The following is an 18,929-nucleotide window of genomic DNA, read 5'->3' as shown; positions in this document are numbered from 1 at the left end:
CAAAAATTATTGATTTCCGAAAGTCCAGATTAAAGCTTTCTCCTTAGTTGCACGGAAAATTGTATTATGATCTTCTTTTGGTTCTGGCGAATAATTCCATTTTACATTGGGAAGATTTGTTGCCTTTAAAATTTGGTCTAATTCAACCGTATATTCCGAAATCTCCTTTGTTCCGGAACCTGCAAACCAAAAACGTTTTTCTTCTTGGGGAAATTTCGCCAAATCATCTTTTGCGTTCTTTACTAAATGATGATCGTTCCACCATAAAGATGGATCAAAGGCAATATAATAATCAAACATTTCTGGATGTTCTAAAAAGGTTTCGGTTACAAAAAGCCCTGAAAGTGATTCGCCGATAATTCCTTTTTTCTCGGTTGTTCTGTATTTTTTGTTAATCACAGGAAATAATTCTTCCTTAATAAATGACCTGAATTCTTTGGAACCGCCAACAAATGGTGCGATTTTTTTATCCTCTGCAATCTTTGTGGAACCAGTTAAATCTCGTCTTCGTTGTGTATTTTCAATTCCTACTAAAATCATTGGCGGAATTTTTTTTGAAAGAATTAGTTCAGAAAGCGTATTTGCAATATGTGGAAAATCTTCCTTGATTCCACCATCTGCCATATAAAGAACCATGAGTTTTTCAGTACTGTTTGAATAATTTGGTGGCGTCCAAACATTAATTACTCTTTTCTCCCCAACAAATTTAGAGTCCACAGAAAAAGTTTCATGCACTGGGATTGAATCTTGAATCGGTGCAGAAGTTCTACAACCGATGAAGAAAAACAAAAAGAGTAGCGCACTATAAACTAATTTCATGTGTTTTTTTTGAATGGTATGTTTTATTGGTAAGCTCCTATTGTTGGTGGGTTTGTTCTTGTAACACCTGCAATGTCTGTGGAAAAAGCTGATAAATAAATACCTTTTCCTTTCGCCGGTGAATCAGCTTTTACTCTCAAATTTAATTTCTGAGTAAAATAATTTTCAAATTTCGGATCTTGATTTTTGATCGTTGCTGCATCTACCGTATAAGTTGATGTGCTTCCGTATTTTAGTAAACAGTTTTGGAATGTCGTTGTAAAAGGTTGTCCAGATGTTTGTTTAAATACGATGGAGTTATCCTTACTTCCATAAATAATAGAATTTTTAATATTTAGAGTTAATGGACCTTGCTCGATCGAAGTTCCATTATCATATTCATTGGTTGCGTAAATGCCGAGTGAAGGAAGAGAATTATTGAAATCCCAGTAATTTGCCAATGTTGAATGGGTAATAGTATAAGTTCCACCTTTGAAAATTCCTAAATCAGCTTCGCCACAATTATTCATGACTAAATTTGAAGCGGTAATAGTCGATTTTACGGCAAAAATTCCATATTCCTGATGGGTGTGAATAATAGAGTTGGTAATGATTGCTGTGGTTTCTTTCATTTCTAAACCTCTGGTTCCACCGAAAACTCGAGCGTAATTCATATTCAATTTAGATCCGACATCGAAAGAAATTCCTTGCCAGTTTTTAGGAATGGTGTCGTATTTTGTTTCACTTCTGTCGCCACGAAATACAACTTCGTTATTTAATTCTCCTTTAACATTCAGTTCCGCATTTTTACCAATTTTCAAACCGCTGTTTTTAAAGAAATAGACTTTCGTTCCTTTCTGAATGTCTAATTTTTTATTCGCATCCAACTTCAGATTCCCAAAAATAATTTTTACTTTTTCGTTTGTCCAGTTGGTGTCGGTTGTTAAAATATTCGGATTGGTTTTACTTTCGATATAAAATTCGGCATCCTGAACCACAGAAAATAAGGTCACATGTTGTTTTCCAGCTGGAGTTTCAACGTTGATCTGGTCTTCAGCAATCGCTTGCGGAGCATTTGCAATCGGCGCAATTTCTACAAAAATATAGAGACTGTCTTTTTTTCTCAGAGGAATATTGGTAAAATCGGTCCCCGCTTTTCCATCGACGTTGATTCTGTATAGTGAAGCATTTCCGCTTCCGAGTGAAATTTTTGGAATCATAACGTCTTTATCTTCGTTATTATAAATTTTCACTGCATACGTTTCAGAACGGACCTGGTTATAAACGGTATCGCAAAAAACAGTATCTGCAGAAAAACGAAGGAGTTGAGTAGGGCTTTCAAAACTGATATCATCTCTGTTACAGCTTACTGCCATTAGAAGAATCCAAAATGAGGCTCCAAGTAAAAGTTTAAATTTATTCATCGATATATAAAATAGGTAGAAGTTTCAAATTTAATTAAAATTGTTGAACATAAAAATTTAAAAATTATCATTGAAGGTATTTGGAGATTAAAAAAATATTTGTACTTTTGCGGTCTAAAATTTAGCAGAAGAATATCCATTACTACTTTCTGAAGCAAGACTCTAATTTATTAAAATTTTTATTATGAAAAACGGAATTCACCCGGAAAACTATAGACTTGTTGTTTTCAAAGATATGAGTAACGACGAGACTTTTCTTTGCAAATCTACTGCAGACACAAGAGACACCATCGAATTTGAAGGATCAACTTATCCTTTGATCAAAATGGAGATCTCTTCAACTTCTCACCCTTTTTACACAGGAAAAGTGAAGTTAGTTGATACTGCAGGTCGAGTTGACAAATTCATGAACAAATACAAAAAATTCGCACAATAATCAGTCGGATTTTTAAGAATATTTAAAGTCTTTCAGGTTTTCTGAAAGACTTTTTTTATTGTAAATTCGCTTGATCATAGAAACTAGATTCGAGAAAATCTAAAATCTAAAATTTGAATTTTAAAATTGTGACTATGCAGCTTGTTTTTTCCGATGCCCAGTTCTGGGAAGATTTTTTACCGCTTACTTTCACCAGACCCGTTGCAGAAATGCGGTGCGGAATTTTAACTTTCTCTGAAAGATGGCAGAAATTACTTGATATTTCAGAGGTTTCTTACCTGACCGAAGATTATCTGCAGGAAAAATTTAAAAAGCCAGAAGACAAAGAGAGTCTTTTGATCGTGCCGAATTTTTTGCCAACTGAAAGTATTTTGTTGCAGATCAAAGATTTGAAACTCGGTGAGGCGTTGGTTTACGACAATGAATTGCTTGCGGCAAAGATCAACATGAAAGATTTTTCTCTCAAGCAGATCGAAAAAATGACAGATATTCATGAGAAACTTCTATTCTTTAAACAACCAACAGATTTGTTTTCTTTTAATGATAAGGCAATCGATTTTGACTTCGAATTAATGACGAAAGGAAGAAATTCTGCCGAATTGTCGGAAACGAATGGATTCTTGGGTGAAGCTCAAAATTTATTTATTGAAGAAGGAGCAAGTGTAGAATTCTCCACCATCAATACGAAAAGTGGAAAAATTTATATCGGTAAAAATGCCGAAGTGATGGAAGGTTGTAATCTTCGTGGTCCAATTGCGCTTTGCGAAGAATCTAAGTTCAATATGGGTGCAAAAATTTACGGTTCCACAACGATCGGTCCATACTGTAAAGTTGGTGGTGAAGTTAATAATATCGTGATTTTCGGATATACCAATAAAGGTCACGATGGTTTTGTAGGAAATTCTGTGATCGGTGAATGGTGCAATATCGGTGCAGATACGAATTCTTCTAACCTTAAAAATAATTACGCTTCTGTAAAACTCTGGAACTATCGAACTAAAAGATTCGCAGATACAGGTTTGCAATTTGCAGGATTGATAATGGGCGATCATTCTAAAACTGCTATAAATACGCAGTTGAATACGGGAACAGTTGTTGGTGTTGCGGCGAATATTTTCAAAAGCGGTTTTCCACCCAATTTAATTGAAAGTTTTTCCTGGGGCGGAATGAAAGGTGATGAAAAATTTAAGCTGGAGAAAGCATATGAAGTTGCAGAATTATCGATGGCTAGAAGGAAAGTTGCTTTTACAGAAATTGACCGGAATATGTTAAAATATATTTACACGAACTTTTAGAGATTATCTAATCCTAATTTAATAAACGATAGAATATGAAAAGAACACTTTTACTATTTAATTTACTTTTCGCAACTTTCAGTATTGTAAACGCTCAAAATATTTACATTCCCGATGTAAATTTCAAAGCATTTCTTGTGGGAAGTTCGCAGATTAATACAAACGGTGACAATGAGATACAGATAACAGAAGCTGAAGCGTTTAGTTTCGGTATGGATTGTAGTGGTAAGAATATAAATGATCTTACGGGAATTGAAGCTTTTGTAAATCTTAGATTATTAAAGTGCTTTTATAATAACCTGGTAAGTGTTGATGTTACTAAAAACACTGCATTACTTGAGTTATGGTGCAATAATAACCAATTGTCTAGTTTAGACGTTAGTAAAAATATTTTCTTGCTAGAACTCCACGCAACAAGTAACAATATTAATTCTTTAGATATAAGCAAAAATATAGCTTTGGAATTTTTATCATGTGGAGAAAACAGTTTATCGAATTTGGATGTAACAAAGAATACGATGCTCCAGTTCCTTTACTGCAACAAAAATCAGATAACAACTTTGGATGTAAGCAAGAATTCAATGTTACAAATTTTGTGGTGCTATGAGAACCAGTTGAGTGCCTTGAACGCTAAAAATGGTAATAATACCACTCTTTCCGTATTTCGCACTTACGATAATCCACAACTTACTTGCATTCAAGTAGATGATGCTATTTATGCGAATAGCCAAATTGGTTTCTTGTGGTGGAAAGATGATTGGGCAAACTATAGTACAGATTGTAACTACATGGGTGTAAGAAATTTTACAAAAAAAGAAATCACATTATTTCCCAATCCTACTAATGATGTTCTCCACTTTTCAGAACAAGTTTCCGATATAAAAATAAGCGACTTCTCTGGTAAAGAAATAATGCAACTTTCCGGTTCGGTGAAATATATAAATCTCCTAAATCTTGCAAAAGGAACTTATATTATTAGTGCCACTATGAAATCTGGGAAAACCATTTCTGAGAAATTTTTGAAAGAATAGAATTGCTGTTTACATATAAATCCTTTCAGTAATAACTTACAGAATCTTTAGATATACATTGGAAACTTTGAATCTCAAATTTTCTTACCTTTGCAAAATTAATTTTCTCCCTTAAATCGTTTATAGCATGCAACTGTATAACACCTTAAGCGCAGAAGAAAGAGCTCAACTTATTGATGAAGCCGGTAAGCAACGTCTTACTTTGTCTTTCTATGCGTACGCCAAAATCTCAGATCCCAAAAAATTTCGCGACGAATTATTTATAGCCTGGAATGCACTTGATGCGCTCGGACGTATTTATGTTGCGCATGAAGGAATCAATGCTCAAATGAGTATTCCGGCAGATCAAATTGAAGCTTTCCGCAATACGCTGGAAGTTTATGATTTCATGAAAGGAATTCGCTTAAATGTAGCAATTGATCAGGACGATCATTCTTTCTTAAAGTTAACCATAAAAGTTCGATATAAAATTGTTGCTGATGGTTTAAATGATGAAACGTTTGATGTTACCAATAAAGGAATTCACCTCAAAGCACAGGAATTCAATAATTTAATGGGAGATCCAAATACGATTGTAGTCGATTTTAGAAATCATTATGAAAGTGAAGTCGGCCATTTTGAAGGCGCAATTACGCCGGATGTTGAAACTTTTAGAGAAAGTTTGCCAATCATTAACGAACAGTTACAAGATTTTAAAGAAGATAAAAACCTCCTCATGTATTGCACAGGCGGGATTCGATGTGAAAAAGCCAGTGCTTATTTTAAGCATCAAGGTTTTAAAAATGTGTATCAATTAGAGGGCGGAATTATCGAATATACCCGTCAAATCAAAGAAGAAGCTATTGAAAGTAAATTCATTGGAAAGAACTTTGTCTTTGACCACCGTTTAGGAGAAAGGATTACAGATGATATTGTTTCGCAATGTCATCAATGTGGAAAACCTTGTGACAATCACACGAACTGTGCGAACGAAGGTTGTCATTTGCTTTTTATTCAGTGTGATGACTGCAAAGTCGCCATGGAAAATTGTTGTTCAACCGAATGTTTGGACATTATTCATTTGCCTCTATCGGAACAGGTAAAGTTGAGAAAGGGAAAAGAAGTTGGAAATAAAGTTTTTAGAAAAGGAAAATCTGAGACTTTGAAATTTAAAAAATCAGGCGATTCACCGAATAAACCTTTAGCTAAAGTTGAAACAAAAAATATCCGTCAAAAAATAGCTGTAAAAAAAGTATTGGTTGGAAAAGCAGAACATTATTACACCAAATCAAAGATTGCACAATTTTTAATTGAAAATAATGAAATTTCTATCGGTGATAAAGTCTTGATTTCCGGCCCAACAACAGGTGAGCAAGAATTGAGGATTTCAAAAATTTTTGCTAATGGAGGTGCTTGTGAAACTGGAAAAATAGGAGATCAAATTACTTTTGAAATTCCGTTTAGAATTCGATTATCCGACAAATTATATAAAGTTTTAGGATAATGAAAACATCAGGAAAAATAGAGTTAATGTCTCCTGCAGGAGATTTTGCGTCGATGCAAGCTGCGATTGATAATGGAGCAGATTCAGTGTATTTTGGAGTAGAGCAATTAAACATGAGAGCGAGAGCTTCCATGAATTTTACTTTAGATGATTTACCAGAAATCTCCAGAAGATGTTCAGAGAAAGGAGTTCGAACTTATCTTACTTTAAATACGATTATTTACGATCACGATTTATCTTTAATCAAAACCCTTCTAGATAAAGCGAAAGCTGCTAATCTTACCGCGGTAATTGCGATGGATCAAGCCGTAATTTCTTATGCCCGACAAATCGGGATTGAAGTTCATATTTCTACGCAGATTAATATTACCAATATTGAAACCGTAAAATTCTACGCACTTTTTGCCGATACCATGGTGATGAGCCGGGAATTGAGCATGAGGCAAATTAAAAAAATCTGTGATCAGATTCTTAAAGAGCAAGTCAAAGGACCTTCTGGAAATTTAGTTGAAGTGGAGATTTTTGGTCATGGTGCGCTTTGTATGGCAGTTTCTGGGAAATGTTATTTGAGTTTACATTCAGCGAATTCGTCCGCAAATAGAGGTGCTTGCAAACAAAACTGCCGTAAAAAATATACGGTTATCGATCAGGAGACCGGTTTTGAAATAGAATTGGATAATGAATACATGATGTCGCCGAAAGATCTATGCACCATCAGTTTTCTAGATCAAATTGTAGACGCAGGTGTAAAAGTTTTAAAAATCGAAGGTCGCGGAAGAGCTCCAGAATATGTTGCGACGGTGACAAAATGTTACAGAGAAGCGATAGATTGTATTGAAGATGGAACATACGACCAGGAAAAAGTTGCAGAATGGATGAAACAACTTGAAACCGTTTATAACAGAGGTTTTTGGGGTGGTTATTATTTGGGACAAAAATTAGGAGAATGGTCTTCTGAGAACGGTTCTGCCGCAACTCAGAAAAAAATTTATATCGGAAAAGGAAGACATTTCTACCCGAAATCAAATATCGCAGAATTTTTAATTGAAGCCTACGATCTCAACGTTGGAGATAGAGTTTTGATTCAAGGTCCAACAACTGGTTCACAAAAAATGATTTTGGAATCAATGCAAATTAATGAAAAACCAGATGCAGAAAAAGCAACAAAATCTGATTTAGTAACTTTTAGAACAGATTTTAAAGTGAGATCTTCTGATAAATTGTATAAAATTGTATCAACAGAATCTATATAATGATTATAGCGAGATCTAACTATCAACCAACAAATATCAACTATCAACTTTAGAAATGATCATCGTAACGCTTCAACGTGAAAAATGTATCGGTTGCAATTACTGTGCAGAATTTGCTCCGGATTATTTTCGGATGTCTAAGAAAGATGGGAAATCTGTACTTTTAAAGACTGAAGATAGAAAAGGTTTTTATACTTTCAAAACTGCAAATGTCGAAGCATTAGAACCTTGTGAAAAAGCCGCGAAAGCTTGTCCCGTCAATATAATTTCAGTTAAATCAATTTAGAAATGACAAAATCTGAACTTAGAATAAAATATACAAAACAACGTGAAACCTTGTCGCAAGATGAGGTTTTATCTTTATCTGAAAAAATATTCTATAATTTTTTGGAGGAGTTCAAATTGGTAGAAAATCAAAAAGTACATTGCTTTTTATCAATGTTAGAAAAAAAAGAAATCGTCACCCGATTTTTTATGGAATATTTTTTTAAAAATAAAATTCGGGTGTTTGTTCCAAAAATTTTTAAAGGAAAATTGATTTCGGTAGAAATTACTCAAGAAACAGCTTTCATCAAAAGCTTTTACGGAATTACAGAACCTGAAAGTAATATCGATTCCGGCGAAAAAGATTTTGATTTTGTGATTACGCCTTTACTGTATTGCGATCAACACGGAAATAGAGTAGGATATGGAAAAGGATTTTACGATGAGTTTTTCGGAAGTATCAATCCAAATTCGATCAAAGTTGGCGTGGGATTGTTTCCACCGAACGAAAGTATTGATGATATTTGGGAAAAAGATTTTCCGCTGGATTATTTAGTAACGCCAGTTGAAGTGCTGTCTTTCTTAGGTTTAACATCGAAATCAACGAAATAAAACTTAAATTCTTTCTTAAATTTTACAGGAGAAAGCTTTAAAATATATTGGGCATTCTTTTCAAATTTGCCGATTAAGCGTTCTTTATTGTCAAAGTATTCGACATCAAATTTTGCAAAATCCAGCGTGTCATTTCCTATAATTTCTTTTTTTACACTGATGTTTCCCACTTTGGCAGTCTTCACCTTAAAACTATCGAGTTGATTTAATATTGGTTTCAACTCATTGGAATCACTTTCTGCAAAGTAACTTTTCATTTGGGCATAAATTACAGAATCGATTTCGGTGTCGCGGTTTCCGGAAGTGTAAAGTGTAGAAAGATCGAAGAGTTCCTGAATCTTTTGTTTCGTAATAAATGAAATTGCCTGCGCACTGTCCATTTTCGTGACAGGATAGGATTTTTCGTTATTATTATTTCTAACTTTTTGAAGATCAGATATTTCACTGTTTTCTTTCTTGCAGGAAAATACCAGAAAAGAAAGTGCAAAAAGCATTGCGATCAAATTATTTTTTTTCTTCATCTGTTCCGATTTTAAATTTAATCATTACTATTTTTCCAGCTTTATCCGTTTGGGTGTCAATTACTTCCAGTTTTTCCAAGGAAGTTGAAGGCAAAGTTACCAAATTAATGTAGCGTTGTTTGTCCATGGTTTCAACTCCATAAAATTGGTTGTCGAAAACCTGGTATATAAGAGCATTATCGCTGATCAGGTAATTCAAAGTAACTCTTTTCTTTTTCAAATCTTTGATCGATTTTGAGTAGTAGAAGAGCATAATTGCGTAATCATTTGGTTTCAACTCAATATTTTCAGCTTCTGGTGCATTTTCCAAATTTCTTTGAATGGTATCTGTTCTGTAATAAGGAGAAGATACGACCATTTTCAGCGTTTTCGACTTGGTTGTATAAACAAATGGCTCGTTCGGTTTTGCTACGTATAAGATAGGAGATTCATTGTCTTTCATTATTTGAACCTGCAATTCTGCGTTGATCTTTGAATTTCGGTCCGCATCAATAAAACTGTAGTAGAATTTTTTGCTGAAGAGTTCATCTTTAAAACCTAATAATCCAACCAATATTGCTAAAATTGCTGAAATACTTAGCCAAAGATATTTTTTTACAAGAGAAATTGTAGATTTTGGATTTGTATTCTTATCAGAATTTTCTTTTACTGAAATTGCTTTAAGGTTTTGATTTTCAGTGTTATTATTTTGTAAATCAATATTTTCAACAGTATTTATAGAGGCATTTACTGCTACTTTTTCACTTTTTTCAAATTTTCTGTCTTCAGCAGGTAAATCTTCTGAATTTACGACTTCACTCTCAAGTTTTTTGATCTCTGCTTCTTCTAGTTCTTCATGTTCTTTTAAGATCTCATCTGCAAAAAGATGGTTCTTTTTAAAGTCGTACCATGAGACGTAACCTGTATAAAGACAGAGGATATTGAGCATATCAATCCGTGGAAGTTTCGTTACGGGTGAATTTTTAAAGTAGGTGTAAAAAGATTTTTCGCTGATGTTTCCTTTCGCGATTTTGCGCAGGTCTTCCTGGAAATAAATGATATCAATGCCTTTCCATTTCGAAATATCATCGAAGGAAGGAGTGTGATTTGCTAGATATTGAGTTTGGACCTCGTTTTTTAGCTGTTCAAAGTGTAATAAATCTAAATCGCTCAATGGCTATAAATTGTATAAATCGTTGATAATCAATATTGTTTTCTTGTAAAACTGTTTTACAAATATATTACAATTAATTTTCTAAAACAAATTTAATTCTGAGTATACCTTTGTCCTGTTCGAAATGAGTAATTAGAACAACACGATCTTTAAAATAACAAACAATTTAAATTCAATTATTATGAAAAAGTCATTATTCGTAGCTGCTTTCGCTGCATTAGCTCTTGTAGCTTGTAAAAAAACTGAAACTGTAGAAACTGCTAACGCTGCTGATTCTGCTGCTGTTGCTGTAACTGATTCTGCTGCTGTTGTTGCTGATTCTGCTGCTACTGTTATCGATTCTGCTGCTGCTGTAACTGTTGATGCTGCTAAAGGTGCTGCTTCTTCAACTACTGCTGCTGGTGCTGAAATGAACAAAGATGCTGCTAAAGGTGCTGCAGAAGCTGCTAAAGGAGCTGCTGAAGCAACTAAAGGAGCAACTAAAGACGCTAAAGATGCTGTAAAAGACGCTGTTAAGAAATAATTAGCAACTACTTTTATAAAAAGATTAACCGTTTCTTTCGAGAAGCGGTTTTTTTTTGGTTATAATTTCTCACAATTATCTATCTAGCTGTTGTCTTAACATTTCATAGCAACTTATCGCAACCGCGTTGCTCAAATTCAAAGAATCAATACTTCCAGACATTGGGATTAAAGTATTTTCACCTTTGCCGATCCAGAAATCACTTAGACCAGAATGTTCGGTTCCGAAAAGTAAAGCTGTTTTTTGATTAAAATCTCTTTTATAAAGATCTTCTGCGCTTTCATCCATCAAAGTGGTGAATATTTTAAAATCGTTTTTTTGTAAAAATTGAAAAAGTTCTTCATTATTGGATTGAAAGATGTTCATTCCAAATAAACAGCCCACACTTGAACGAATTACGTTCGGATTATAGAAATCTGTTTTAGGATCAGTTACGATCAAAGCATCAATTCCGAAAGCTTCACAACTTCGAAGGATCGCGCCAAGATTTCCTGGCTTCTCGATACTTTCAACAATAATTAAAGACGCATTTTCTTTGGGCTGAAACTTATTTAAATCTTCAGTCATTGTTTTGTAGATTCCAATAATTCCTTCCGAACTTCCGCGGTAAGCGAGTTTTTCATATACTTTTTCCGAGACAAGCGTGACTTTTCCTTTTGGGAAATCGTCATCAAAAATACTTTCACAAATAAAAAATTCCTCCGCTTTATGCGCAAAATTTAGAGCGCGTTGATTTTCCTGCTTTCCTTCTATGGCAAAGAATCCTGAATTTTTCCTGAATCTATTGTCTGTAAGTAATCTTGTGAGATTTTTAACTTTTTCGTTATTGGTACTTTCAATTAGCATGGTGCAAATTTAGAAAAAATCTATTCACTGAAATCTATTTGATTATCAGCATTTTCAGTTAAAGTGGAAGGTAAAGTTTTTCTGTTTTTCGCACCTAATTGTTTGAGCTTTTGAGTTTGGGTAACCAGGTTATCATTTCCGGTTGCTAGTTGTTTGAAAGCGTCATTATAAGAATTCTTTGCGTTATCGATATTTTTACCAACCTTCTCCAGATTTTCTACAAAACTTACAAATTTATCATACAGTTTCCCGCCCCGTTCTGCGATTTCTAAAGCGTTTTGATTGTGATCTGCGCGTTTCCAAACATCAGAAATGAGTTTTAAATAGGCTATTAAATTGGTCGGACTGAGTAAAATAATATGTTTGTGATACGCATAATTCCAAAGTTGAGAATCAAATTGAACGGCAGTGAGAAAAGCAGGTTCCACCGGAACAAACATGATCGTAAAATCTAAAGATTCCTTTAGATCATCATATTTTTTCTGGGAAAGGGTGTCGATATGTTTTTTTACGGCAGCAATATGAAGACTTAAGTTTTGTTTTCTGTCTTCGTCATTTTCTGCAGAAACCATTCTTTCGTAAGCATTTAGGGAAACTTTAGAATCGATTATAACCAATTGATTTCCGGGAAGTTTGAGGACGAAGTCTGGACGTTGATTTTCTCCGGCTTCATTTTTAATGTTATATTGAGAATAATATTCTCGGTCTTTTGTTAATCCAGAGTCTTCTAAAATTCGTTCCAAAATCATTTCGCCCCAATCACCCTGAGTTTTGCTTTGACCTTTCAAAGCGGTGGCTAAATTGTTGGCTTCCTGACTAATTTTAGTTGTTTGTTCCATCATTAATTTGATGGTGCTGTTCAATGAAAATCTTTCGCGCGCTTCATTTTCATAAACTTCGTTTACTCTTTTTTTAAAAATTTTCAGGTTTTCGCCAAGGGGTTCTAAAATTGTTTTAAGTTGAGTTTGGTTGAGCGTCGTGAATTTTTCTGTCTTTTCTTCCAGGATTTTATTCGCTAAATTTTGGAATTCGATTTTTGCCAGTTCCTGCATTTTTGAAATTTCTTCTTTCTGCGTTTCTAAAAGAGATTGAAGATTTTCATTCTTTGCAGAAAGTTGTGATTTTGTAGTGATCAAATTTTCCTTCTCGTTTTGGAAATTCTTTATTTCTAAAATTAAATTTGAGTTCTGCGCTAAAAGTTCTTCTTTTTTCGAAGTAGAATTTTGCAGATCAGCATTTGACTTGATGAAGTTTTCATTCAATTCGTCATAAGAATTTCTAGAGACATTCGAAGATTTTAAAATAAAATAGATTAAAACAGCACCAAGAATAGCGCCGAGAGTAATACCAATAATTAACGTGGTGATTTTCATATTTCAAAAATACGAAAAGAAAGTTGTGAAAGTGAAAGTGAATTTTTTATTTTAAGGAAGAAGAATTTTGCCTACTTTTTCTGTTAGATCACCTTTAATAAAATAGTAAATCATTGAAGTTTGTATTTTGTTTACTAATTTAAATGTCTTGCCATTCGAAATATTGTCATAAGTTTCAATTTTTCTGCCAAGCGAATCGTAGAAATACACGGTGTAATTTTTTTCTTTCCCCAGGATTCTGAAATCACCATTTGTTTTAGAATAGATGAGCTGCGCATCACCTTTAATATTAGTGTTTTTTGCCGCCAATGTTAAATTGCGATCACAATTTTTCCCGTTCGCAAAATCTTCAAAACACTCAGAATAAAAACCAAGTTCAAAGATCTTGTCAGAATCAGGCAAACTTAACAAACTGGTTCTGTTACCAATTCCTTCGATAACATAAAGAGTTTCATTCGGTTGTCCCTGACTACCCGGAATATAATAGATCTTGAAAACTTTTCTTATTCTGCCAAAGATATTGGCAAAAGTAATTTGCGTAATGATCCCATAATTTGGGTCGGTGTAATTAATATTGTGTGGTTCTCGAAGGTTTTTGGGAATGGTGTCACCGATATTTAATGAAAAATCGTAAGCTAAAATCTCTTGCAAATTTGGATTGTATAGAACAAATACTTTTTCATTAGAAATATCTTCTCTCATATACAAAAAACCTTCGTCGTATTCGTAAGGGTAATAACTGTTTCCAAATGGACCGTCTGGACATATACTACACGCTGCATAGGAACTGCGGTTTATTTTTTTATAAATATGACCGTTAATAGTAGTTTCTCCCTGAACAGAGAGTTTGTATTTGATATATCGAAGATTAGTATTTCCAGAAGTATCTGCTTCAATTTCCCACCAAACATTGCCATCCTGAAGGAAAGGAATATAATTTTGAGCACTACTGCTACCGAAGTAAAATAGTAATAATAGTAGATATTTTTTCATCCTTCCTGTTTTGATAAAGGTAAGTGATTACAGATTGAACATAAGAATTATTTAAGCAATTTTTATTGCAGAAAGAATTTCAATATTTTTTGCCACATCTGAGCTTTCGAAAGATTTCATTTTCTTTAAAAGTTCTGGTGGCGTTTTGGCAGGAATGATAATATTTCGCGCAATCAGAGTCGCTGCATTATCAATCATATTAATTAAAGACGGACGAATAAATCCGATCGAATTTGATAAAATAATCGCTGTCGCCCAAGATGTTTGTCTGGCTTTTGAAATTGCAAAATCTAAAATTATATTATCTTGACCTTGAGAAATCTGATCAACAAGTTCGATCGGATAACAAATTTTGCTCAATGAATCCTGGACTTTTTGACTAATTGAAGCGATGACTTCATTGATTTTATTAAAATCATTTTCGAGAAGATTTACTTTTCGGTAAGGCATGATCGCCGCAGCGGAAACTCCCAGATCTAAATTAATATGCGCATTGATTCCGAGGATAATATGCTGCATGATGAGAAGATCTTTATTTTTTGAAGCTTCGAAAGCCGTAAACCAGGCATTGCTGCATTTTTTATTATTTTGATAATTTTCTAATGCTCCGAAATAGCGATCGGCAAAAGCGAGATCCAAAGTGACCATTCTGTTTCCATCTTCGAATTTTTTCTTTTTCACGCCGTCTAAAACGGCTAAAGTCATGCTTCGATAAGTGCAGGCAAAATATCCGATCGGACTTTTATTGGTAATGCTCCACGCGATTATTTCGTCTAGTTTTTTGATGACTTCTTCAATTGTTTTCATGGTTTGTGTTTTTAATTTTTTTGTCAATTTTAGCCTTAAATTTCATCTCGTTTTTAGAACGAAATGAATTTTTTTATCTGAAGACGCAAAATTTTACAGTGTTTTCTTGAAGTAAAATTAGAAAATTAAATTGTAAAATTTCGTTGAATTATATTGTAAGTTTCGAAATGAAATATAACCTTTTAGCCCCGATCGCAACGGCATCCTTTTTCTTTTTTCAGGATGGAAAATGCGATGGCAAAAAGAAAAAGACCTGCCTGTCGGCAGACAGGTATAGTGAAGAGTGGGATTAAGCTCCTAAAAAATTTAATTGTTGATCCTCAAAAATTCTTTAGCCAGCTCGATCATTTTCGGGTCACCCGTATATTTACCATGTTCGTCGGAAAGTTTTACGGTGGGAATCCAGTCGCCGTTGATAGATTGTGCGCCAATGAGTTTCATGACGATATTCATTGGTTTTAAGCCGACATCATTGGTTAAATTGGTGCCGATTCCGAAGGAAATTCCGATTCTTCCCTTGCAAGCTTTTGTAATTTCTGCTACTTTTTCTAAATTCAGACCATCTGAAAAAATAATATATTTGAAAAGCGGATTGATGCCATTAAGCTCGTAATGAGCAATTGTTTTATTAGCAAATTCTATGGGATCACCGCTGTCGTGACGAACGCCATCAAAGAGTTTGGCAAATTTTTTATCGAATTGGCGAAAGAAAACTTCTGTCGTATAAGTGTCGGAAAGTGCGACTCCCAAATCTCCACGATAAACATCGACCCAATGTTCCAGGGAAAGTGCGTTTGCCATTTTGAAACCATATTCTGCGCCGTGAAACATGAACCATTCGTGAGCATGCGTTCCAATCGGTTTTACGCCATATTTCATAGCAAAATGTACGTTGGAAGAACCTATGAAATTCCCTGTATTATTGTGTGTCAAAGCTTCGACGACCAAAGATTGTACTTGGTAAGAATGTCTTCTTCTGGTGCCAAATTCTGCAAAAGTTACTCCCAATTCATTGAGCTGATCTGCTTTTTCTAAGGTTTTTTGAATGACGATCTCATTGGATTCTCTTTCTAAAAAATTCGTTTCATAATACAGTTCAGAAATTAAGGCCAAAATTGGAACTTCCCATAAAATAGTGCGATACCATTCACCTTCAACCGTAACTTCCAACTCATTTTCTGTTTGTACGATTTTCACTTCGGATGGATCGTAATGATAACCTGCGAGGAAATCTAAATAAGGTAAATCGAGATATGGACAAGTTACACGCAGAAATTCTTTCTCCTCTTTGGTGAGTTTTAATTCTGCCATTGCGTTGACCGATTTTCGGAGTTCGTTTGCAAAACCTGCCGGGAAATGATGTTTTCCACGATTGATAAACTGGTATTTTACTTTTTCGTTGGGAAACAATTTGACCACGGCATTTTGCATGGTTATTTTATAGAAATCGTTGTCGAGAATTGATTTTAAACGAACTTCATTCATCTTGAAAAATATATTTAAACAAATGTAGAAATTCAAAACAAAAATCGCCTTAGAAAGACGATTTTTTAATATAATATTTTGGTGAAGTTATTTGGAAGATAATTAAATTCCTTTAATACCTTATTTTTTCTCCTTTATTGTGGTGTTTATCCATTTGATAAAGTATTCTATCCGATAATGTAAAATCAATATTCTTTTTTTCGCAAACTCCTTTTAATTTATCCAAATATAGTTCGATCTGTTTTTGAGCATTTGAAAAGTAAAGTGGTAAATTTTGTCCGTAAATAAATCGATATACTCTTTGGTCAATAATCTGATAAACGGAAGGATTTTTGAATCTCAAAATTGTTGATGCCATTGCTAACTTTATCCCATTAGTAGAGAGTAATCTACCTTAAATATCTTTAGTTAGATCCTCATCTAAAACATTATTGATTTTGGTAATTTTATTTAAAAGTTCTATTGTTTGTACGTCAAGTTTAGAATATCTACTCACTTTCCACAAAACGATTTCATTAATAATACTTTGATCAAAGTCGGAATCTAAAAAATCTAATGTTTTAGTTAATGCTGGTTGAAAATTATACTTTGTATTTTGGAAATCATCATCTGTTAATTCAATATCAAAAATCGTATTCATTATCCAATTCGTTTTCTGTTAATTTGTTTACATTGATTAAATACTCTACTTTTTCTTGGATAGTTTCGATGACGGTTATAATGTTTTTAACATTCAAATCATCTATTGACTTTAATAGGTGCAGATTAAATCTGAATTTATCATCGTTTTCGAAAGAGTCATCAAGATGTTCTAGTTCTCCAAACATACTTAGATTAAGTGCATTCGTAAAAAGAATTTGCTCAGTTTCAATTAAATTCTGAACAGACATAATAAGATGGTCTCGATAAAGCATGTAGATTTTTCTATAATATTCTGATTCAAATGATTACTTTTTAATAAACTTAAACGATTTCACACCGTCATAAGTTTTAATAGAAATAATATAATTTGCAGAAGGCAAATGACTGATGTTGATGTCTTTTTTATATTCGGTCATGATCAATTTCCCCGCAAGATCGAAAATAAACACTTTTTCAATATCAAGTTTTGAGGTTTTGATGTGGATGAAATCTGTGGCGGGATTTGGATAAACGACCAAACCACTTTGCACTTCTGAAGTTGCCAGGTCTTTCACTAAAGTAACCGGTTCGCGGTAAAAAGAAATTTCCATTAAAGCTTTTGGAAGGATTTCAAAAGTATAAGCTTCGCAAGTATAGGTAGAATAATCTTCTTCTTTAACGCTGTTGATATTATAACTTTCTGTTGTTGTAGGCGTTTTTAAACTAAGATCTTTGAACCAGGTGAACTGATATTCATCGCCCGAAAGTGATTGGGGCAAAGAAACAGTGCTGCCCAATGTAGCACTTATCGTTTTTATTTCATCATATCTTTGAGGAGAATAAGTGAAATCTGCTAAAACTTTGTTTTTAAGGATAAAATTTTTGATTTCCTGTTTTGTAAATCTGTTATTATCCAGAAAAGTGAGTGCAGGAATTTCATCCGGGATTTCGCCCGACAGTTGATTTCCGGTCAGAGAGATCATCTGCAATTGATCGAGTTGAAGCAATTGGCTCGGAAAACTTCCTGTGATTAAATTTTTGTCCAGATAGAGTTGTTCCAGCGATTTTAAAACCGAAAGACTGCCAAAACCGCCAGAAATTTGATTATCGGAAAAATTGAGATGAACCAATTTCGTCAGTTGAGAAAGTTCGGTTGGAAAAGTTGTAATTTGGTTCGAAGCCAAAGAAAGCCACTCCAGATTTTTCAGATTTGATAAAGTCGATGAATAATTGGTTGAAAATAAATTATGACTTACATCCAGAGAATTTAATGCGGTTAAACTCGAAAGGTCGGTAGGTATTTTGGTCAGTTGATTGCCGGATAAATTCAGTTCAGTCAATTTAATCAGCGTTGATAAATTGCTGAAATTTTGCGAAATCGTATTATTGCTTAGGTTGAGCGACTGCAATTTTGTTAAAGTTGAAATCTTCTGAGGTACAGCATTTAAGCCGATATGCGAGAGATCTAAAACTTCGAGTGCTGAAAAATTTTGGAGAAAATTATTGATATCGCTGAAGATAAACTGGTTATTGCCGACAGAAATTTCTTTCAAATTGAATAGGGGTAAAATCGTCGTGCTCGGATCACCGATTAATCGGTTATTGCTGATGTCCAGTCGAACCAAAGTCGTAAACGATGAAAGGGAAGGCGTAATTTCACCCTCTAATTGGTTGGAGCTCAGATCTAATTTCTGTAGTTTTGAAAATGGAGACACAAAAGCCGGAAAATTTCCTTTTAAAGCGTTCCCGCGAAGATTGATCTCAGTAACGTTGCCGTTTTTAATTTTGATGCCATACCAATATTTGGGATCTTTCTCCAGGTCCCAGGTTTGACTCCACTGTTCCCCGGAAGTTGAGGCGTAAAGGTTAACAAGCGCCGCTCTTTCTGCAAATGAGATACTGTATTTTTGCGAGAAAAAGAGTTGAGAAATGAATAAAAAGAATAGAATTTTCTTCACTGAATGTGTTTTTTTGAGTTACAAATATATATCAAAAGTTGGTATCTGAAATA

General features: G+C 33.9%; 20 protein-coding genes. 8 read left to right on the top strand and 12 right to left on the bottom strand.

Annotated elements, in window-relative coordinates:
* Positions 1–6: 6 nt before the first annotated feature.
* On the bottom strand, positions 7–819 hold the full coding sequence (locus tag OA86_RS04055) for an alpha/beta hydrolase (protein WP_039349256.1): 813 nt from the start codon (positions 817–819) through the stop codon (positions 7–9).
* Between the two features lie 23 nt (positions 820–842).
* Positions 843–2,222, bottom strand: coding sequence for a hypothetical protein (locus OA86_RS04050; RefSeq protein WP_039349253.1), 1,380 nt, complete (start codon positions 2,220–2,222; stop codon positions 843–845).
* Positions 2,223–2,406: 184 nt separating this feature from the next.
* On the opposite strand from OA86_RS04050, the gene OA86_RS04045 reads away from it, so the two are divergent.
* The 7 genes from OA86_RS04045 to OA86_RS04015 all read left to right on the top strand — a co-directional run bounded on the left by OA86_RS04045 (position 2,407) and on the right by OA86_RS04015 (position 8,596).
* Positions 2,407–2,658, top strand: coding sequence for a type B 50S ribosomal protein L31 (locus OA86_RS04045; RefSeq protein ID WP_039349249.1), 252 nt, complete (start codon positions 2,407–2,409; stop codon positions 2,656–2,658).
* 134 nt (positions 2,659–2,792) lie between these two features.
* Positions 2,793–3,953 (top strand): GlmU family protein, encoded by a 1,161-nt coding sequence (locus OA86_RS04040; RefSeq protein ID WP_039349246.1) that lies wholly within the window; start codon positions 2,793–2,795, stop codon positions 3,951–3,953.
* A gap of 35 nt (positions 3,954–3,988) precedes the next feature.
* A complete protein-coding gene (locus OA86_RS15235) occupies positions 3,989–4,984 on the top strand; it encodes a T9SS type A sorting domain-containing protein (protein ID WP_052257375.1) in 996 nt (331 codons plus the stop codon).
* A 127-nt stretch (positions 4,985–5,111) separates the two neighbouring features.
* Entirely contained in the window at positions 5,112–6,467 is a 1,356-nt protein-coding gene (gene trhO / locus OA86_RS04030) for an oxygen-dependent tRNA uridine(34) hydroxylase TrhO (protein WP_039349243.1), read from the top strand.
* Positions 6,467–7,720, top strand: coding sequence for a peptidase U32 family protein (locus tag OA86_RS04025; RefSeq protein ID WP_039349233.1), 1,254 nt, complete (start codon positions 6,467–6,469; stop codon positions 7,718–7,720). Before trhO ends, OA86_RS04025 begins: the two co-directional genes overlap by 1 nt.
* A gap of 55 nt (positions 7,721–7,775) precedes the next feature.
* Positions 7,776–8,006, top strand: coding sequence for a ferredoxin (locus OA86_RS04020; RefSeq protein ID WP_039349230.1), 231 nt, complete (start codon positions 7,776–7,778; stop codon positions 8,004–8,006).
* Positions 8,007–8,008: 2 nt separating this feature from the next.
* Positions 8,009–8,596 (top strand): 5-formyltetrahydrofolate cyclo-ligase, encoded by a 588-nt coding sequence (locus OA86_RS04015; protein ID WP_039349226.1) that lies wholly within the window; start codon positions 8,009–8,011, stop codon positions 8,594–8,596.
* Here OA86_RS04015 and OA86_RS04010 read toward each other — a convergent pair.
* Positions 8,533–9,117: a hypothetical protein gene (locus OA86_RS04010; protein WP_039349224.1), complete on the bottom strand. Its 585-nt coding sequence runs from the start codon at positions 9,115–9,117 to the stop codon at positions 8,533–8,535. The two genes, OA86_RS04015 and OA86_RS04010, sit on opposite strands and share 64 nt — an antisense overlap.
* On the bottom strand, positions 9,101–10,270 hold the full coding sequence (locus OA86_RS04005) for a hypothetical protein (RefSeq protein ID WP_039349220.1): 1,170 nt from the start codon (positions 10,268–10,270) through the stop codon (positions 9,101–9,103). Before OA86_RS04005 ends, OA86_RS04010 begins: the two co-directional genes overlap by 17 nt.
* A gap of 181 nt (positions 10,271–10,451) precedes the next feature.
* On the opposite strand from OA86_RS04005, the gene OA86_RS04000 reads away from it, so the two are divergent.
* Entirely contained in the window at positions 10,452–10,793 is a 342-nt protein-coding gene (locus tag OA86_RS04000; RefSeq protein WP_039349217.1) for a hypothetical protein, read from the top strand.
* 75 nt (positions 10,794–10,868) lie between these two features.
* Here the strand turns inward: OA86_RS04000 and OA86_RS03995 are convergent, their stop codons facing one another.
* From OA86_RS03995 to OA86_RS03960, 8 genes are all read right to left on the bottom strand, one after another.
* Positions 10,869–11,639 (bottom strand): TrmH family RNA methyltransferase, encoded by a 771-nt coding sequence (locus OA86_RS03995; protein WP_039349215.1) that lies wholly within the window; start codon positions 11,637–11,639, stop codon positions 10,869–10,871.
* Between the two features lie 20 nt (positions 11,640–11,659).
* Positions 11,660–13,012, bottom strand: coding sequence for a DNA recombination protein RmuC (locus tag OA86_RS03990; RefSeq protein ID WP_039349213.1), 1,353 nt, complete (start codon positions 13,010–13,012; stop codon positions 11,660–11,662).
* A gap of 51 nt (positions 13,013–13,063) precedes the next feature.
* Positions 13,064–14,005, bottom strand: coding sequence for a hypothetical protein (locus OA86_RS03985; RefSeq protein WP_039349210.1), 942 nt, complete (start codon positions 14,003–14,005; stop codon positions 13,064–13,066).
* Between the two features lie 51 nt (positions 14,006–14,056).
* Entirely contained in the window at positions 14,057–14,812 is a 756-nt protein-coding gene (locus OA86_RS03980; protein WP_039349208.1) for a DUF5995 family protein, read from the bottom strand.
* 306 nt (positions 14,813–15,118) lie between these two features.
* Positions 15,119–16,297 (bottom strand): nicotinate phosphoribosyltransferase, encoded by a 1,179-nt coding sequence (pncB, locus tag OA86_RS03975; protein WP_039349204.1) that lies wholly within the window; start codon positions 16,295–16,297, stop codon positions 15,119–15,121.
* 112 nt (positions 16,298–16,409) lie between these two features.
* Positions 16,410–16,655 (bottom strand): hypothetical protein, encoded by a 246-nt coding sequence (locus OA86_RS15230; RefSeq protein WP_052257374.1) that lies wholly within the window; start codon positions 16,653–16,655, stop codon positions 16,410–16,412.
* Between the two features lie 36 nt (positions 16,656–16,691).
* Positions 16,692–16,937 (bottom strand): hypothetical protein, encoded by a 246-nt coding sequence (locus OA86_RS15225; RefSeq protein ID WP_052257373.1) that lies wholly within the window; start codon positions 16,935–16,937, stop codon positions 16,692–16,694.
* Between the two features lie 307 nt (positions 16,938–17,244).
* Positions 17,245–18,876 (bottom strand): leucine-rich repeat domain-containing protein, encoded by a 1,632-nt coding sequence (locus OA86_RS03960; protein WP_039349198.1) that lies wholly within the window; start codon positions 18,874–18,876, stop codon positions 17,245–17,247.
* Positions 18,877–18,929 lie beyond the last annotated feature (53 nt).

The organism is Kaistella jeonii, from assembly GCF_000812865.1.
In the GTDB taxonomy this organism is placed as follows: domain Bacteria; phylum Bacteroidota; class Bacteroidia; order Flavobacteriales; family Weeksellaceae; genus Kaistella; species Kaistella jeonii.
The sequence above is the reverse complement of the archived record's forward strand: the minus strand, read 5'-3'. Positions and strand labels throughout refer to the sequence as shown.

What these genes read in the sequence shown, in the direction of transcription:
- OA86_RS04010 (WP_039349224.1), bottom strand. Translation starts at nt 9,117, where the DNA reads ATGAAGAAAAAAAATAATTTGATCGCAATGCTTTTTGCACTTTCTTTT.
- OA86_RS04050 (WP_039349253.1), bottom strand. Translation starts at nt 2,222, where the DNA reads ATGAATAAATTTAAACTTTTACTTGGAGCCTCATTTTGGATTCTTCTA.
- OA86_RS03990 (WP_039349213.1), bottom strand. Translation starts at nt 13,012, where the DNA reads ATGAAAATCACCACGTTAATTATTGGTATTACTCTCGGCGCTATTCTT.
- OA86_RS15225 (WP_052257373.1), bottom strand. Translation starts at nt 16,937, where the DNA reads ATGAATACGATTTTTGATATTGAATTAACAGATGATGATTTCCAAAAT.
- OA86_RS03980 (WP_039349208.1), bottom strand. Translation starts at nt 14,812, where the DNA reads ATGAAAACAATTGAAGAAGTCATCAAAAAACTAGACGAAATAATCGCG.
- OA86_RS04000 (WP_039349217.1), top strand. Translation starts at nt 10,452, where the DNA reads ATGAAAAAGTCATTATTCGTAGCTGCTTTCGCTGCATTAGCTCTTGTA.
- OA86_RS04015 (WP_039349226.1), top strand. Translation starts at nt 8,009, where the DNA reads ATGACAAAATCTGAACTTAGAATAAAATATACAAAACAACGTGAAACC.
- OA86_RS03995 (WP_039349215.1), bottom strand. Translation starts at nt 11,639, where the DNA reads ATGCTAATTGAAAGTACCAATAACGAAAAAGTTAAAAATCTCACAAGA.
- OA86_RS04025 (WP_039349233.1), top strand. Translation starts at nt 6,467, where the DNA reads ATGAAAACATCAGGAAAAATAGAGTTAATGTCTCCTGCAGGAGATTTT.
- trhO (WP_039349243.1), top strand. Translation starts at nt 5,112, where the DNA reads ATGCAACTGTATAACACCTTAAGCGCAGAAGAAAGAGCTCAACTTATT.
- OA86_RS15235 (WP_052257375.1), top strand. Translation starts at nt 3,989, where the DNA reads ATGAAAAGAACACTTTTACTATTTAATTTACTTTTCGCAACTTTCAGT.
- OA86_RS04040 (WP_039349246.1), top strand. Translation starts at nt 2,793, where the DNA reads ATGCAGCTTGTTTTTTCCGATGCCCAGTTCTGGGAAGATTTTTTACCG.
- OA86_RS15230 (WP_052257374.1), bottom strand. Translation starts at nt 16,655, where the DNA reads ATGGCATCAACAATTTTGAGATTCAAAAATCCTTCCGTTTATCAGATT.
- OA86_RS04020 (WP_039349230.1), top strand. Translation starts at nt 7,776, where the DNA reads ATGATCATCGTAACGCTTCAACGTGAAAAATGTATCGGTTGCAATTAC.
- OA86_RS03985 (WP_039349210.1), bottom strand. Translation starts at nt 14,005, where the DNA reads ATGAAAAAATATCTACTATTATTACTATTTTACTTCGGTAGCAGTAGT.
- pncB (WP_039349204.1), bottom strand. Translation starts at nt 16,297, where the DNA reads ATGAATGAAGTTCGTTTAAAATCAATTCTCGACAACGATTTCTATAAA.
- OA86_RS04055 (WP_039349256.1), bottom strand. Translation starts at nt 819, where the DNA reads ATGAAATTAGTTTATAGTGCGCTACTCTTTTTGTTTTTCTTCATCGGT.
- OA86_RS04045 (WP_039349249.1), top strand. Translation starts at nt 2,407, where the DNA reads ATGAAAAACGGAATTCACCCGGAAAACTATAGACTTGTTGTTTTCAAA.